Here is a 14,142-nt window from a genome sequence, read left to right as displayed (position 1 = left end):
GTTGATCAACAAAGTGAATTAAAAACAGAATTTAAATCTCTAAATGAAAAAGTATGAGTGCGATTTTTAGGACGGTAGAGAGACCGTCGGACCCTCGGGTCGAGAATTCTCCCAAAAAGTTTTTCCCGCAGTTAGTAACGTTAGGGCAGAGTGTGGACCTGAACTTCATAGCTCAGAAGATGCAGGATCGTTCTTCACTTTCTATCGGTGATATCCGGAGTACAATGCAGAACTTCGTGGAAAAGCTGAAGGAGCAATTGCTGGAAGGCAAAACAGTGAATATTACAGGATTGGGAGTGTTTATGTTGGCTGCCAAGTCGAAAGGGGAAGAGAAGGCTGAGGATGTGACTGCCAAGAGTGTGGATGGTGTCCGTATCTGTTTTCAGGCTAATAAGGAACTGAAAATAACCAAGACAGCTACCCGTGCCGGTGAAAAACTGGATTTGGTAAGTTTGGATGATTATCTGAAAGGTTTATCGAATGTTCCTTCGGGAGGTGGTTCAGGCAGCGGCTCGGGTGGTGACTCGGGCGACGATGGACTGGAGGATAATCCTCTTGGATAATTGGATAAATTGAATATTAAGAATTAAAATGAAAGAAATTGCTATGAAGAAAACGAGTTGGAATGTAATATTAAAAGTGATAATTGCCATAGCCAGTGCCGTTGCAGGTGTGATTGGCGGACAGGCAATGACGATCTAAAATATAGGTTGATGTGATGTAAAGAGCTATTCCCGTTTTTTCGGGAATAGCTCTTTTTTTGTTTAGCAGAATTGGGGAAGTTTTGATTTATATGCATTATCTTTGCCATCCCCTTTTCTGAAAAATATCAGTAGAAAAGGCTGTAGGTAATTTATAATTCATAGTATTCTAAAAAATGGCAGAACAGAAAAGAACTCCCCGGAGCAATTCCAAAAACAAAGTGCAGCCCGTAACCGATTACGGGCGCATCCAACCGCAAGCACCTGAATTGGAAGAAGCTGTATTGGGAGCATTGATGATAGAGAAAGACGCTTATTCACTGGTAAGCGAAATTCTACGTCCGGAGTCTTTTTACGAACACCGGCACCAGTTGATTTATTCCGCTATCACCGACCTGGCTGTGAATCAGAAACCGGTGGATATTCTTACCGTGAAAGAACAGCTTGCCAAACGCGGCGATCTGGAAGAGGTGGGTGGCCCTTTCTACATCACCCAGTTAAGCAGTAAAGTAGCTTCTTCGGCGCATATTGAATATCATGCCCGTATCATTGCCCAGAAAGCGTTGGCTCGTGAACTGATTACCTTTACCAGTAATGTACAGAGTAAAGCCTTTGACGAAACTCTGGACGTAGATGATTTGATGCAGGAAGCTGAGGGAAGACTGTTTGAGATTTCTCAGCAGAACATGAAGAAGGATTATACACAGATTAATCCTGTTATTGCTGAGGCTTATCAATTGATTCAGACTGCAGCTGCACGTACCGACGGTTTAAGTGGTTTGGAGAGTGGTTTTACCAAGCTCGATAAAATGACTTCCGGTTGGCAAAGGTCTGACCTTATCATTATAGCTGCCCGTCCGGCCATGGGTAAAACGGCGTTCGTGCTCTCTATGGCAAAGAATATTGCGGTGAATTATCGCAACCCGGTAGCCGTGTTTTCACTTGAAATGAGCAACGTGCAGTTGGTGAACCGTTTGATTTCCAATGCGTGCGAAATTCCGAGTGAGAAAATAAAGAGTGGACAGTTGGCAGATTATGAGTGGCAACAATTGGATTATAAACTGCGTGACCTCTTGGATGCTCCGTTGTATGTAGATGATACGCCTTCTTTGTCTGTGTTTGAACTTCGTACAAAGGCACGTCGTCTGGTGCGCGAGCATGGGGTGAGAATTATTATTATTGACTACCTTCAGTTGATGAATGCGAGCGGTATGTCGTTTGGTAGTCGTCAGGAAGAGGTAAGTACCATTTCGCGTTCGTTGAAGGGGTTGGCCAAGGAGTTGAACATTCCTATTATAGCCTTGTCGCAGTTGAATCGTGGTGTGGAAAATCGTGAAGGTGAAGAGGGAAAACGGCCGCAGTTGAGCGACTTGCGTGAGTCGGGAGCCATTGAGCAGGATGCCGATATGGTATGTTTCATTCACCGTCCGGAATATTATAAGATTTATACTTCGCAAGATGGCACCGATTTGCGTGGTATGGCGGAGATTATTATTGCCAAGCATCGTAATGGTGCGGTAGGCGATGTGCGTCTGCGTTTTATCGGACAGTTTACCCGTTTCCAGAACCCGGAAGATGATATGGTGATTCCGCAACCGGTGGATGGTGGTGGAGGCCTGTTAGTCTCAAAAATGAATATGGAAAGTGATGGCAGTGTGCCGCCACCGGCTGATTTTGCACCTCAAACAGATAATCCGTTTGGTGGAGTGGGGACGGATGGGCCGTTACCATTCTGAATTTAGTAGCAAATTTACATAAGCATTTTAAGTATAATAGCCGGAATTACTTTTTATCAAGTAGTTTCGGCTGTTTTCATTATTTTCTTATCAGATAATTCCCTGTCATCCAAAAAAACTTTGTAATTTTGCGGGTCACTTTTGGAAACAATAAAAAATTAATGATATGAATATCTCTTATAATTGGTTGAAAGAGTATGTCGATTTCGATTTGACACCGGAAGAAGTTGCGGCTGCACTAACTTCTATTGGCTTGGAAACAGGTAGTGTAGAAGAAGTGCAAACAATTAAAGGCGGACTGGAAGGTCTCGTAATTGGTGAAGTGCTGACATGCGTTCCTCATCCGAATTCAGACCACATGCACGTGACTACTGTAAACCTGGGACAGGGTGAGCCTGTACAGATTGTATGCGGTGCACCGAATGTGGCTGCCGGTCAGAAAGTGGTAGTTGCCACATTGGGTGCGAAACTCTATGACGGGGATGAATGTTTTACGATTAAAAAGTCTAAGCTCCGCGGCGTGGAGTCTATCGGCATGATTTGTGCTGAAGATGAAATCGGTATTGGTACGGACCATGCAGGTATCATCGTATTGCCGGCGGAGGCAGTTCCGGGTACTCTTGCCAAGGATTATTATAACATCAAGAGCGACTACGTGCTGGAAGTGGATATCACTCCGAATCGTGCTGACGCTTGTTCGCACTATGGCGTGGCTCGTGATTTGTATGCTTATCTGGTGCAGAATAATAAACCGACTTCTTTGAAGAAACCGTTAGTGGATGCTTTCGCAGTCGAAAACCATGATCTGGATATCAAGGTTACAGTGGAAAATAGCGAAGCATGTCCTCGCTATGCCGGCGTAACGGTGAAGGGAGTAACAGTGAAAGAAAGCCCGGAGTGGTTGCAGAACAAGCTTCGTATCATCGGATTGCGTCCTATTAATAATGTGGTAGACATCACGAACTATATTGTTCATGCATTCGGCCAACCGCTGCACTGCTTTGATGCAGATAAAATAAAAGGTGGTGAAGTCATCGTGAAGACGATGCCCGAAGGGACTCCGTTCGTTACGCTGGATGGTGTGGAACGTAAATTGTCCGACCGCGACCTGATGATTTGTGATAAGGAAAAACCGATGTGTATTGCCGGTGTATTCGGTGGTCTGGATTCTGGTTCTACGGAAACTACTAAAGATGTCTTCTTGGAAAGCGCTTATTTCCACCCGACATGGGTACGTAAGACTGCCCGTCGTCATGGACTGAATACAGATGCTTCTTTCCGATTCGAAAGAGGTATTGATCCCAATATCACTATTTATTGCCTGAAACTGGCTGCTATGATGGTGAAAGAGTTGGCTGGCGGTACTATATCTTCTGATATTAAGGATGTATGTGCAGCTCCTGCTCAGGACTTCATTGTAGAACTGGCTTATGAAAAAGTAAATTCATTGGTAGGTAAAGTGATTCCGGTAGAAACAATCAAGAGCATTGTTTCCAGTCTGGAAATGAAAATAACCAATGAGATGGCGGAAGGATTGACACTGGCAGTGCCACCTTATCGTGTAGATGTGCAGCGCGATTGCGATGTCATTGAAGATATTCTCCGAATTTACGGATATAATAATGTGGAGATTCCGTCTACGTTGAAGTCAAGTTTGACGACGAAAGGAGAACATGATAAGTCTAATAAGTTGCAGAACCTTGTAGCTGAGCAGTTGGTGGGTTGTGGATTCAATGAAATTCTGAACAATTCATTGACTCGTGCCGCTTATTATGATGGAATGGAAACCTATCCTTCCCAGAATTTGGTGATGTTGTTGAACCCGTTGAGTACGGATCTGAACGCTATGCGTCAGACTTTACTGTTCGGTGGTCTGGAAAGCATTTCTCATAATGCCAATCGCAAGAACGCCGACCTGAAGTTCTTCGAATTCGGAAATTGCTACTATTTTAATGAAGAAAAGAAGAATCCGGAAAAGTCATTGGCTGCTTATACAGAGAATTATCATCTCGGCTTGTGGGTAACAGGCAAGAAGGTATCCAATTCGTGGGCGCACTCTGATGAAGAAAGTTCTGTATATGAATTGAAAGCCTACGTAGAGAATATTTTCCTTCGTCTGGGATTGGATATGAGGAATCTGGTGGTAGGTAATCTGGCGGATGATATTTATGCCACTGCCTTATCTGTACAAACTAAAGGTGGAAAGCGTCTTGCAACATTCGGTATTGTAACGAAGAAGATTCTGAAAGCTTTCGATATTGACAATGAGGTATATTATGCCGACCTGAATTGGAAGGAGCTGATGAAAGCTATTCGCTCCGTGAAGATCAGCTATACGGAAATTTCTAAGTTCCCGGCTGTGAAGCGCGACCTTGCCTTGCTGATTGACAAGAAGGTGCAATTCGCTGAAATCGAGAAGATTGCTTACGAGACTGAGAAGAAATTGCTGAAAGAAGTTTCCCTCTTCGACGTTTATGAAGGCAAAAACCTGGAAGCAGGTAAGAAATCGTATGCTGTGAGCTTCTTGTTGCAAGATGAGACACAGACGTTGAACGATAAAATGATTGATAAGATCATGTCGAAACTCGTGAAGAATCTGGGAGATAAACTGGATGCAAAGCTACGCTAATTAATAGTTAAATAATTAAAATATAAAACCAATGGGAAGAGCATTTGAATATAGAAAAGCTGCCAAATTGAAAAGATGGGGTCATATGGCAAAGACCTTTACAAGACTGGGTAAACAAATTGCTATTGCTGTGAAGGCTGGTGGCCCGGAGCCGGAAAATAACCCGACTTTACGTTCGGTGATTGCTACCTGCAAGCGTGAGAACATGCCGAAGGATAACATTGACCGCGCTATCAAGAACGCGATGGGTAAGGACCAGAGCGACTACAAAGGAATGACTTATGAAGGATACGGTCCCCATGGTATTGCTGTATTTGTAGATACGTTGACAGATAACACCACTCGTACAGTTGCCGATGTTCGTTCCGTATTCAATAAGTTTGGCGGAAACCTGGGCACTATGGGCTCATTAGCTTTCTTGTTCGACCATAAATGCATGTTTACTTTTAAGAAGAAGGATGGCATAGATATGGAAGAGCTTATCCTCGATCTGATTGACTACGATGTAGATGATGAGTTTGAAGAGGATGAAGAAGAAGGTACAATCACTATTTATGGTGATCCGAAGAGCTATGCAGCTATCCAGAAACATCTGGAAGAGTGTGGCTTCGAGGATGTCGGTGGTGAGTTTACCTATATTCCGAACGATACGAAGGAGGTGACTCCCGAGCAACGTGAGACTCTCGATAAGATGATAGAACGCCTCGAAGAATTTGATGATGTACAAACGGTTTATACCAACATGAAGCCGGAGGAGAGTGAAGGGTAATGAAGTATACTTATAAGACTCAAGGTACGTGTAGTTCTCACATCGAATTGGAAATAGAAAATAATATAATAACGGATATTGCATTTTGGGGAGGTTGTAACGGTAATTTACAAGGCGTTTCCCGGTTGGTGAAGGGAATGCCGGTAGGTGATGTGATCTCTCGCCTGGAAGGTATCCGTTGTGGAAGACGTTCTACTTCTTGTCCGGATCAGTTATGTCGGGCACTGCATGAAATGGGATTCTAACTAAATCTCCGTACTTTTAGAAAACATAGGTTTGCCCTCGGTATTTCAAAATGCCGGGGGCTTCTTTTTTGAACTGAAAGTATGTATCGCTTGTTATTATTTCGTAATTTTACGCCATTAAAAGAACGAACAATGAAAAATATTCTGAAAGACTTGAAACGTAAAGACCATAAGCGGTATCTGGGTGGTCTGGACGTGTTTAAATATATCGGACCGGGACTGCTGGTGACAGTTGGTTTTATTGATCCAGGAAACTGGGCTTCTAACTTTGCGGCAGGTTCGGAATTTGGCTATTCCCTGCTGTGGGTGGTGACTTTGTCAACGATTATGTTGATTGTATTGCAACATAATGTGGCTCACTTGGGTATTGTGACCGGTTTGTGCTTGTCGGAAGCGGCCACAAAGTATACTCCTAAGTGGGTGTCTCGTCCCATTTTGGGTACTGCGGTACTGGCATCCATTTCGACTTCGCTTGCCGAGATTTTGGGAGGGGCCATTGCATTGGAGATGCTTTTTGACATTCCGATAATCTGGGGAGCGATATTAACGACTGCTTTTGTTGTGATTATGCTCTTTACAAACTCATATAAGAAGATTGAACGCTCCATTATTGCGTTTGTTTCTGTCATCGGACTTTCCTTTATTTATGAGTTGTTTCTGGTGAAGATTGACTGGCCGTTGGCTGTGGAAGGATGGGTGACACCTGCTTTTCCGAAAGGAAGCATGCTGATAATTATGAGTGTGCTGGGAGCGGTTGTAATGCCTCATAACCTGTTTCTGCATTCGGAGGTGATTCAGAGTCACGAATATAATAAACAGGATGATTCTTCTATACGGAAAGTCCTGAAGTACGAATTGTTTGATACGCTCTTTTCTATGATTGTGGGTTGGGCTATCAATAGTGCCATGATATTGCTGGCTGCTGCTACTTTCTTTAAGAGCGGTATTCAGGTTGAAGAACTGCAACAGGCAAAATCGTTGCTGGAACCCTTGCTTGGAAGTAGTGCGGCTGTAGTGTTTGCTTTGGCATTGCTGATGGCTGGTATATCTTCCACTATAACCAGCGGTATGGCGGCAGGTTCTATCTTCGCCGGTATTTTCGGAGAGTCTTATCATATTAAGGATAGTCACTCGCAGGTGGGTGTGTTGCTTTCATTGGGTATCGCATTGTTGCTGATATTCTTTATTGGAGATCCTTTTAAAGGGTTGCTGATTTCGCAGATGGTGCTGAGCATACAGTTACCGTTTACCGTCTTCCTGCAAGTGGGACTGACATCTTCCCGCAAAGTGATGGGGCAATACGTCAACAGTAAGTGGAGCAGCTTCGTGCTTTATGCTATTGCTGGCATTGTAACGGTGTTGAATATAATGTTATTAATATCTGAATTGTCGTAGAGTATAATACAAAAAATAAATAATATGAAAATTATTACATACAACGTAAACGGACTGCGTGCGGCTGTCAGCAAAGGTTTACCAGAATGGTTGGAGCAGGAGCAAGCTGACGTAGTGTGCATTCAGGAAACGAAATTGCAACCAGACCAGTATCCGGAAGAAGCTTTGAAGGGGTATAAGCATTATCTGTACTCCGCGCAGAAAAAAGGATATAGCGGGGTTGCCATTCTTAGCAAGCAGGAGCCGGATCATGTGGAATACGGCATGGGTATGGAAGAATATGATAATGAAGGCCGTTTCATTCGTGCCGATTATGGCGATATATCTGTTGTCAGCGTTTATCATCCGTCAGGAACCAGCGGAGACGAACGTCAGGCATTCAAGATGGTGTGGCTGGAGAAGTTTCAGGAGTATGTGACGGAACTGCGGAAGTCGCGCCCGAAACTTATCCTTTGCGGTGATTATAATATCTGCCATGAGGCAATAGACATTCATGACCCTATCCGTAATGCTACTAATAGTGGCTTTTTGCCGGAAGAGCGGGAGTGGATGACACGTTTTCTGGATGCGGGATTTATAGATACTTTTCGAGCATTGCATCCTGAACTGCAGGAATATACCTGGTGGAGTTACCGCTTCAATTCACGTGCCAAGAATAAGGGGTGGCGTATTGATTATTGTATGGTGACCGAACCGGTTCGCTCGATGCTGAAAGAGGCGCGTATACTGAATGATGCCGTACATTCCGATCATTGCCCTATGTTGTTGGAAATAGAAGGATAAAGAGGGGAGAGGAACAATGTTTGAAGAAAGAATAGAGAAAGCAGTAGAAAACTTTAAGAGCGGCTTTAATTGTTCCCAGTCCGTTGTGCTCGCTTTTGCCGATATGTATGGATTTACAGAGGAACAAGCAGCCCGTATGGCAGCCTCTTTCGGCGGTGGCATAGGCAGGATGAGGCAGACGTGTGGCGCGGCATGCGGCATGTTTCTGCTTGCTGGGTTAGAAACCGGTGCTACAGACCCTAAAGACCGGGAAGGAAAAGGCGCCAACTATGCTTTGGTGCAGGAGCTGGCTGCTGAATTCAGAAAACGGAACGGTTCTATCATTTGTGCCGAATTATTAGGCTTGAAGAAACCTGAAGGAGTGGCAACCCCCGAAGAACGTACAGAACAATATTATGCTAAACGCCCCTGTGTCAAGATGGTAGAGGAAGCTGCACGCATCTGGGCTGAGTATCTTGAAAATAGACGGTCTGTTTGGATCAAATAGACCGTCTATTGAGGGCAAACAGACCATCTATCTGGGTTAAATAGACCGTCTGTTTCGATAGAATGGATTATTACTTTTGGTCTTACTCACTGGAAAAATGCTCTTTTTATGACATATAATGTAAAAAATGGATAATAACGTGTTATATAACATAAAAATAACTATCTTTGCCGTTGAAATAAAATCTGAACCTCCTCAATGAGAGAATTTAGATGAAGCATGTATAACTAAAAACAAAAAGAAAATGTTGAAAGAAAAAGCTGGTGAAACTGCAGGAAAAATTTGGAATGCACTGAATGAGACTGAAGGTTTAACTGCTAAACAAATCAAGAAAGCTACTAAGTTGGTAGACAAAGATTTGTTCTTAGGCCTTGGCTGGTTGTTAAGAGAAGAAAAAATCTCTACTCAGGAAGTAGAAGGCGAACTGTTTGTTAAGTTGGTTTAAGAGAGAGATTGACATTTATCTTATAAAAAGAAGCGTTGATACATGCAGATGTTATCAACGCTTCTTTTTGTATACCGTTCTATACTCAGGGAGCCAGCCTTTCCTGTTTCCAACTGCCGTCTTTCTGAGGGATATATTGGATGCGGTCGTGCAAACGATTTTCTCGTCCCTGCCAGAACTCGAACCGGGTAGGGGTTACGGCAAAGCCGCCCCAGTTGTCAGGACGTTTGATTTCGTGCCCTGCCAGTTTGAAAACCTCTTTTACGAAAGCCCGCATAATTTCCATACGACTATTTATCACCCGGCTTTGTGGAGATATTCTTGCACCTATCTTACTTTTATAGGGTCTGTTTGCAAAGTAGGCATCCGATACCTTGCCGGAGCATTTTTCAGCCCTTCCCTCAATGTGTACCTGCCTCTCGAGTTTGTGCCACACAAAAGAGAGGGAGATATATGGGTTTTTAGCTAATTGTCGGCCTTTGCGACTCTCATAATTCGTAAAGAATATGAATTTATCATTATCCAATCCTTTTAGCAGGACGGTACGTGTGGAAGGATGCCCTTCTACCGAAACAGTTGCCACTATCATAGCAGTGGGTTCGTCTTCTTTACTATCGATGGCTTCATTGAGCCATTCTTCGAATTGTCTGAAAGGATTGTCATTGATGACACATTGCGTCAACTTGCCTTTCGTATACTCTTTTCTGATCTCGGATATTCTGACTTCCATCATTTTACTTTGCTGTTGTATCTCAGTGATGTAGGTTGAGTTATTTATTTTTGTATAGGGTAAATGGGATTTCCGGATTCATCTACCTCTGTCCAGTCCTTGATGCTTACATTGGGAAATGATACGGAATTTCCGTCGATAATGGCACTGAAAACGTATGAGAATCCACCTGCCAGTTTGTTGGGAATAGGGATGTCGGCTGTGTAGGTTCGTGGAGTAGTTTCACCGTCAGCCAGCACTTTTAATGTTATCGACATGGGGCTGGTTGCACGTGTTGGCAGGACGATGGCTTGTGCAAGAAGACCCTTTTTGCCCATGTTGAGCGGAGTGGTGTCGTAGGTGGTGGTGGCTTCGATGATGCCGGTACGCAGGTCAAGACTGGCACCCGGAGTTGGCGGAAGAATGGTTGCCGAAACCAGACTGTCGAGTTTCAATCCTTCGCCCGCCGACAAATCAATGACTACCTGAGAAGCCACATGTTGAAACACGATGGGCATATGAATTTGTGAAGCCATTACATCTTGTTGCAGGTTTTCCCACCACAGATAATCTACACCATTCTTTAAAGGGGCGGATACGCCATTGGTAATGGTAGGCGGATAAGTTGATGAATTCTTGGAGAATGCATACATATTATAGGTACCATTGCTAAGGAACATCTTATACCCATCCAGTCCTGTCAACAAGCCTGCGGAAGAAGTGTTGTACAAACCTTCGGCAAGTGGATCCCTGAAATTGCTGTCTGCTGTTTTGAAGGCATAAACTTGACTGACTAACCCTTTGGGCATGGGAGACATGGACCTGGTTACTTTCCGGCTTTCGAGTGAAGCGGAAAATGTGACGAGCGCCTCAGAATCATTTGAGGATTCTCCGTGCCCCGATTCTTCATTTTCGGGAGTTGAACCATAAATAATGATTTCGTTTTTAGAGCATCCGGCAAGCAATAAAAGAGTGCATGCAAACATAATATACTTTCTCATTTCTGTTAAGTGGTTTAGGTTATTGTCCATACATAACAGCGCAACGATGGAATAGTTTTCATATTTTTCATTATCTTTGCGCACGAAAAAATAGAATGAATACAATTAGATAATCGATTTAGGATAAACATAGATGAAGAATATAAGAAACTTTTGCATTATCGCCCACATTGACCATGGTAAGTCTACTTTAGCCGACCGTTTGCTTGAATTTACCAATACTATACAAGTGACCGGAGGACAGATGCTTGATGATATGGATCTGGAAAAGGAGAGAGGTATCACCATTAAGAGCCATGCCATTCAGATGGAATACATATACAACGGTGAAAAATATGTTCTGAATCTGATCGATACTCCGGGACACGTGGACTTTTCTTATGAAGTATCCCGTTCCATTGCTGCCTGTGAGGGTGCGTTGCTGATTGTAGATGCTTCGCAAGGTGTGCAGGCACAAACCATCTCCAACCTTTACATGGCAATCGAACATGACTTGGAAATCATTCCGATTATCAACAAATGTGATATGGCGAGTGCTAATCCTGATGAAGTGGAGGATGAAATCGTAGAACTGCTAGGCTGTAAACGTAGCGAGATTATCCGTGCATCCGGCAAGACAGGTATGGGTGTAGAAGAAATTCTGGCAGCAGTTGTCGAGCGTATTCCCCATCCCGAAGGTGACGAGGAAGCTCCGTTGCAGGCTTTGATTTTTGACTCCGTATTCAACTCTTTCCGCGGTATCATTGCTTACTTCAAGATTGTGAACGGTGTGATCCGTAAAGGGGATAAAGTGAAGTTCTTCAATACCGGTAAAGAATATGATGCTGATGAAGTTGGAGTACTCAAGATGGAAATGGTACAGCGCCAGGAACTGCGTACAGGAGATGTGGGATATATTATTTCCGGTATCAAAACCTCTAAAGAAGTAAAAGTGGGAGATACCATCACCCATATTGCCCGTCCCTGTAAGGAGGCTATTGCCGGTTTTGAGGAAGTGAAGCCGATGGTCTTTGCCGGTGTATATCCCATTGAGGCAGAAGACTTTGAAGACTTGCGTTCTTCTTTGGAAAAACTGCAATTGAATGACGCTTCACTGACTTTCCAACCGGAATCTTCGTTGGCACTGGGCTTTGGTTTCCGTTGCGGCTTCCTTGGGTTATTGCACATGGAGATTGTGCAGGAACGCCTTGACCGTGAATTCGACATGAACGTGATAACTACCGTACCGAACGTTTCTTATAATATCTACGATAAACAAGGACATATGGCGGAGGTGCATAACCCCGGAAGCATGCCCGATCCTACTATGATAGACCGTATTGAGGAACCTTATATTCGTGCTTCTGTTATCACAACCACTGATTATATAGGTCCCATTATGACGTTGTGTCTGGGCAAACGTGGCGAACTGGTGAAGCAGGAATACATTTCAGGCAATCGCGTGGAGATTTACTATGATATGCCTTTGGGAGAAATTGTTATCGACTTTTATGACAAACTGAAAAGTATCTCGAAAGGATACGCTTCTTTCGACTATCATGCCAGCGGTTTCCGTCCGTCTAAATTAGTGAAACTTGACATTTTGCTGAACGGTGAACCGGTGGATGCTCTTTCTACACTGACACATTTCGACAATGCTTACGACTTGGGACATCGCATGTGCGAGAAGTTGAAAGACTTGATTCCGAGACAGCAGTTTGATATTGCTATTCAGGCTGCCATCGGAGCTAAAATCATCTCTCGTGAAACCATTAAGGCGGTGCGTAAAGATGTAACGGCGAAGTGTTACGGTGGTGACGTAAGCCGTAAGCGTAAGTTACTGGAGAAGCAGAAGAAAGGAAAGAAACGTATGAAACAAATTGGTAATGTTGAAGTGCCGCAGAAAGCGTTCCTTGCGGTGTTGAAATTAGATTAATATAAAAAAGCCTAAAAGCTGATTCATATTAGCCGGGGGATTGTTCTCTTTCTGTAGGACTGTCTTGACAATCCCCTTTATGTTGACAAATTCTAACTGATAATAAATGAGAAAAGTTCTATCGTTCTCGGCCTTCCTGGTGGTTGGCCTTTTTGTGGCTCAATATCTTCCTGCATGGTCAGGCAGTGATTATGGTACGGTGAAAACAGTGTCTAATGTGCTGTTGTATATCTGCTTGGGATTCATTATGATTAATGTGGGGCGTGAGTTTGAGGTGGATAAATCCCGTTGGCAAACTTATGCGAAAGATTACTTTGTGGCAATGGCTACGGCAGCCATGCCTTGGTTCCTGATTGCTATTTATTATATCTTTATTTTGCTTCCTCCCGAATACTGGAATAGTTGGGACGCATGGAAAGAAAATCTGTTGTTGAGCCGTTTTGCTGCTCCCACTTCTGCAGGTATATTGTTCACGATGTTAGCCGCTATCGGACTGAAATCCAGTTGGATTTATAAGAAGATTCAGGTACTGGCCATCTTTGACGACCTGGATACCATTCTGTTGATGATTCCTCTTCAAATTATGATGATCGGACCACGCTGGCAGTTGCTGGTGATTATCTTTATTGTCTTTCTGCTGCTTTCTTTCGGCTGGAAGAAACTGAGTAAATACAATATGAGGCAGGATTGGAAAGCTATTCTTTTTTATTCCGTTCTGGTGTTTGCTGCCACTCAATCCCTATATCTTATTACAAAGAATTTATACGGCGAAGAAGCTAGTATTCATATTGAAGTACTGCTTCCGGCATTTGTCCTGGGCATGGTCATGAAACATAAAGAGATCAATACCGCTTGGGAGCAGAAAGCTTCAACGGGAATTTCATTTATCTTCATGTTTCTGGTAGGTATGAGTATGCCTCCACTTCAGGGAATTAGTCTTTCAGGAGATGCGGCAGGAGTGGTTTCTGTCACCGGCTCTCAGGAAATGATGCCTTGGGTTCTGATTATCATACATGTGATTATGGTGTCGTTGCTTTCCAATGTGGGCAAGTTATTTCCGGTATTTTTCTACCGCGACCGTAAGTTAAGTGAACGTCTGGCACTTTCCATTGGCATGTTTACCCGTGGTGAGGTAGGGGCAGGAGTTATTTTTATTGCATTGGGTTACAATTTGGGTGGTCCGGCATTAGTAATTTCTGTACTTACTATCGTGCTTAATTTAATATTAACAGGTATATTTGTGCTCTGGGTTAAAAAGCTGGCGTTAATGAGCTATAAGGAATAGCTCATTGACAGAACCGGAATTACCTTTGAGAAGCTAATACTT

The 14,142-nt window shown here is 43.5% G+C and carries 14 protein-coding genes; 12 read left to right on the top strand and 2 right to left on the bottom strand.

Going from position 1 to position 14,142, the window contains the following annotated elements:
- The first annotated feature begins 53 nt into the window (after positions 1 to 53).
- The 10 genes from HMPREF9447_RS04170 to HMPREF9447_RS04130 all read left to right on the top strand — a co-directional run bounded on the left by HMPREF9447_RS04170 (position 54) and on the right by HMPREF9447_RS04130 (position 9,190).
- Positions 54 to 563, top strand: coding sequence for an HU family DNA-binding protein (locus tag HMPREF9447_RS04170; protein ID WP_009128365.1), 510 nt, complete (start codon positions 54 to 56; stop codon positions 561 to 563).
- 43 nt (positions 564 to 606) lie between these two features.
- Entirely contained in the window at positions 607 to 702 is a 96-nt protein-coding gene (locus HMPREF9447_RS28365; protein ID WP_009128363.1) for a smalltalk protein, read from the top strand.
- Positions 703 to 877: 175 nt separating this feature from the next.
- Positions 878 to 2,437: a replicative DNA helicase gene (gene dnaB / locus HMPREF9447_RS04165; protein ID WP_009128360.1), complete on the top strand. Its 1,560-nt coding sequence runs from the start codon at positions 878 to 880 to the stop codon at positions 2,435 to 2,437.
- 166 nt (positions 2,438 to 2,603) lie between these two features.
- A complete protein-coding gene (pheT, locus tag HMPREF9447_RS04160; RefSeq protein WP_009128358.1) occupies positions 2,604 to 5,066 on the top strand; it encodes a phenylalanine--tRNA ligase subunit beta in 2,463 nt (820 codons plus the stop codon).
- A 31-nt stretch (positions 5,067 to 5,097) separates the two neighbouring features.
- Entirely contained in the window at positions 5,098 to 5,835 is a 738-nt protein-coding gene (locus tag HMPREF9447_RS04155) for a YebC/PmpR family DNA-binding transcriptional regulator (protein WP_009128357.1), read from the top strand.
- Positions 5,835 to 6,080 (top strand): TIGR03905 family TSCPD domain-containing protein, encoded by a 246-nt coding sequence (locus HMPREF9447_RS04150; protein ID WP_009128355.1) that lies wholly within the window; start codon positions 5,835 to 5,837, stop codon positions 6,078 to 6,080. Before HMPREF9447_RS04155 ends, HMPREF9447_RS04150 begins: the two co-directional genes overlap by 1 nt.
- 132 nt (positions 6,081 to 6,212) lie before the next feature.
- On the top strand, positions 6,213 to 7,475 hold the full coding sequence (locus HMPREF9447_RS04145; RefSeq protein ID WP_009128353.1) for an Nramp family divalent metal transporter: 1,263 nt from the start codon (positions 6,213 to 6,215) through the stop codon (positions 7,473 to 7,475).
- Between the two features lie 24 nt (positions 7,476 to 7,499).
- Positions 7,500 to 8,258: an exodeoxyribonuclease III gene (locus HMPREF9447_RS04140; RefSeq protein WP_009128352.1), complete on the top strand. Its 759-nt coding sequence runs from the start codon at positions 7,500 to 7,502 to the stop codon at positions 8,256 to 8,258.
- Positions 8,259 to 8,274: 16 nt separating this feature from the next.
- A complete protein-coding gene (locus HMPREF9447_RS04135; RefSeq protein ID WP_009128351.1) occupies positions 8,275 to 8,745 on the top strand; it encodes a C-GCAxxG-C-C family protein in 471 nt (156 codons plus the stop codon).
- Positions 8,746 to 8,989: 244 nt separating this feature from the next.
- Entirely contained in the window at positions 8,990 to 9,190 is a 201-nt protein-coding gene (locus tag HMPREF9447_RS04130) for a winged helix-turn-helix domain-containing protein (RefSeq protein ID WP_009128350.1), read from the top strand.
- 85 nt (positions 9,191 to 9,275) lie between these two features.
- Here HMPREF9447_RS04130 and pdxH read toward each other — a convergent pair whose 3' ends face one another.
- Both pdxH and HMPREF9447_RS04120 read right to left on the bottom strand, forming a co-directional pair.
- A complete protein-coding gene (gene pdxH / locus HMPREF9447_RS04125; RefSeq protein ID WP_009128349.1) occupies positions 9,276 to 9,920 on the bottom strand; it encodes a pyridoxamine 5'-phosphate oxidase in 645 nt (214 codons plus the stop codon).
- Between the two features lie 44 nt (positions 9,921 to 9,964).
- On the bottom strand, positions 9,965 to 10,900 hold the full coding sequence (locus tag HMPREF9447_RS04120) for a fimbrillin family protein (RefSeq protein ID WP_052315176.1): 936 nt from the start codon (positions 10,898 to 10,900) through the stop codon (positions 9,965 to 9,967).
- 133 nt (positions 10,901 to 11,033) lie between these two features.
- Here HMPREF9447_RS04120 and lepA point away from each other — a divergent pair, with 133 nt between their 5' ends.
- A complete protein-coding gene (gene lepA, locus HMPREF9447_RS04115; RefSeq protein WP_009128347.1) occupies positions 11,034 to 12,815 on the top strand; it encodes a translation elongation factor 4 in 1,782 nt (593 codons plus the stop codon).
- Between the two features lie 106 nt (positions 12,816 to 12,921).
- Positions 12,922 to 14,100, top strand: coding sequence for a cation:proton antiporter family protein (locus HMPREF9447_RS04110; protein ID WP_009128346.1), 1,179 nt, complete (start codon positions 12,922 to 12,924; stop codon positions 14,098 to 14,100).
- The last annotated feature ends 42 nt before the right edge of the window (positions 14,101 to 14,142 follow it).

This window comes from Bacteroides oleiciplenus YIT 12058, assembly GCF_000315485.1.
Lineage (GTDB): Bacteria > Bacteroidota > Bacteroidia > Bacteroidales > Bacteroidaceae > Bacteroides > Bacteroides oleiciplenus.
This window is presented reverse-complemented; position numbering and strand designations above follow the sequence as displayed.

Bases quoted from the DNA above. Each gene is read 5' to 3' on its own strand.
- HMPREF9447_RS04170 (WP_009128365.1), top strand. From the start codon at position 54: ATGAGTGCGATTTTTAGGACGGTAGAGAGACCGTCGGACCCTCGGGTC.
- HMPREF9447_RS28365 (WP_009128363.1), top strand. From the start codon at position 607: ATGAAGAAAACGAGTTGGAATGTAATATTAAAAGTGATAATTGCCATA.
- dnaB (WP_009128360.1), top strand. From the start codon at position 878: ATGGCAGAACAGAAAAGAACTCCCCGGAGCAATTCCAAAAACAAAGTG.
- pheT (WP_009128358.1), top strand. From the start codon at position 2,604: ATGAATATCTCTTATAATTGGTTGAAAGAGTATGTCGATTTCGATTTG.
- HMPREF9447_RS04155 (WP_009128357.1), top strand. From the start codon at position 5,098: ATGGGAAGAGCATTTGAATATAGAAAAGCTGCCAAATTGAAAAGATGG.
- HMPREF9447_RS04150 (WP_009128355.1), top strand. From the start codon at position 5,835: ATGAAGTATACTTATAAGACTCAAGGTACGTGTAGTTCTCACATCGAA.
- HMPREF9447_RS04145 (WP_009128353.1), top strand. From the start codon at position 6,213: ATGAAAAATATTCTGAAAGACTTGAAACGTAAAGACCATAAGCGGTAT.
- HMPREF9447_RS04140 (WP_009128352.1), top strand. From the start codon at position 7,500: ATGAAAATTATTACATACAACGTAAACGGACTGCGTGCGGCTGTCAGC.
- HMPREF9447_RS04135 (WP_009128351.1), top strand. From the start codon at position 8,275: ATGTTTGAAGAAAGAATAGAGAAAGCAGTAGAAAACTTTAAGAGCGGC.
- HMPREF9447_RS04130 (WP_009128350.1), top strand. From the start codon at position 8,990: ATGTTGAAAGAAAAAGCTGGTGAAACTGCAGGAAAAATTTGGAATGCA.
- pdxH (WP_009128349.1), bottom strand. From the start codon at position 9,920: ATGGAAGTCAGAATATCCGAGATCAGAAAAGAGTATACGAAAGGCAAG.
- HMPREF9447_RS04120 (WP_052315176.1), bottom strand. From the start codon at position 10,900: ATGAGAAAGTATATTATGTTTGCATGCACTCTTTTATTGCTTGCCGGA.
- lepA (WP_009128347.1), top strand. From the start codon at position 11,034: ATGAAGAATATAAGAAACTTTTGCATTATCGCCCACATTGACCATGGT.
- HMPREF9447_RS04110 (WP_009128346.1), top strand. From the start codon at position 12,922: ATGAGAAAAGTTCTATCGTTCTCGGCCTTCCTGGTGGTTGGCCTTTTT.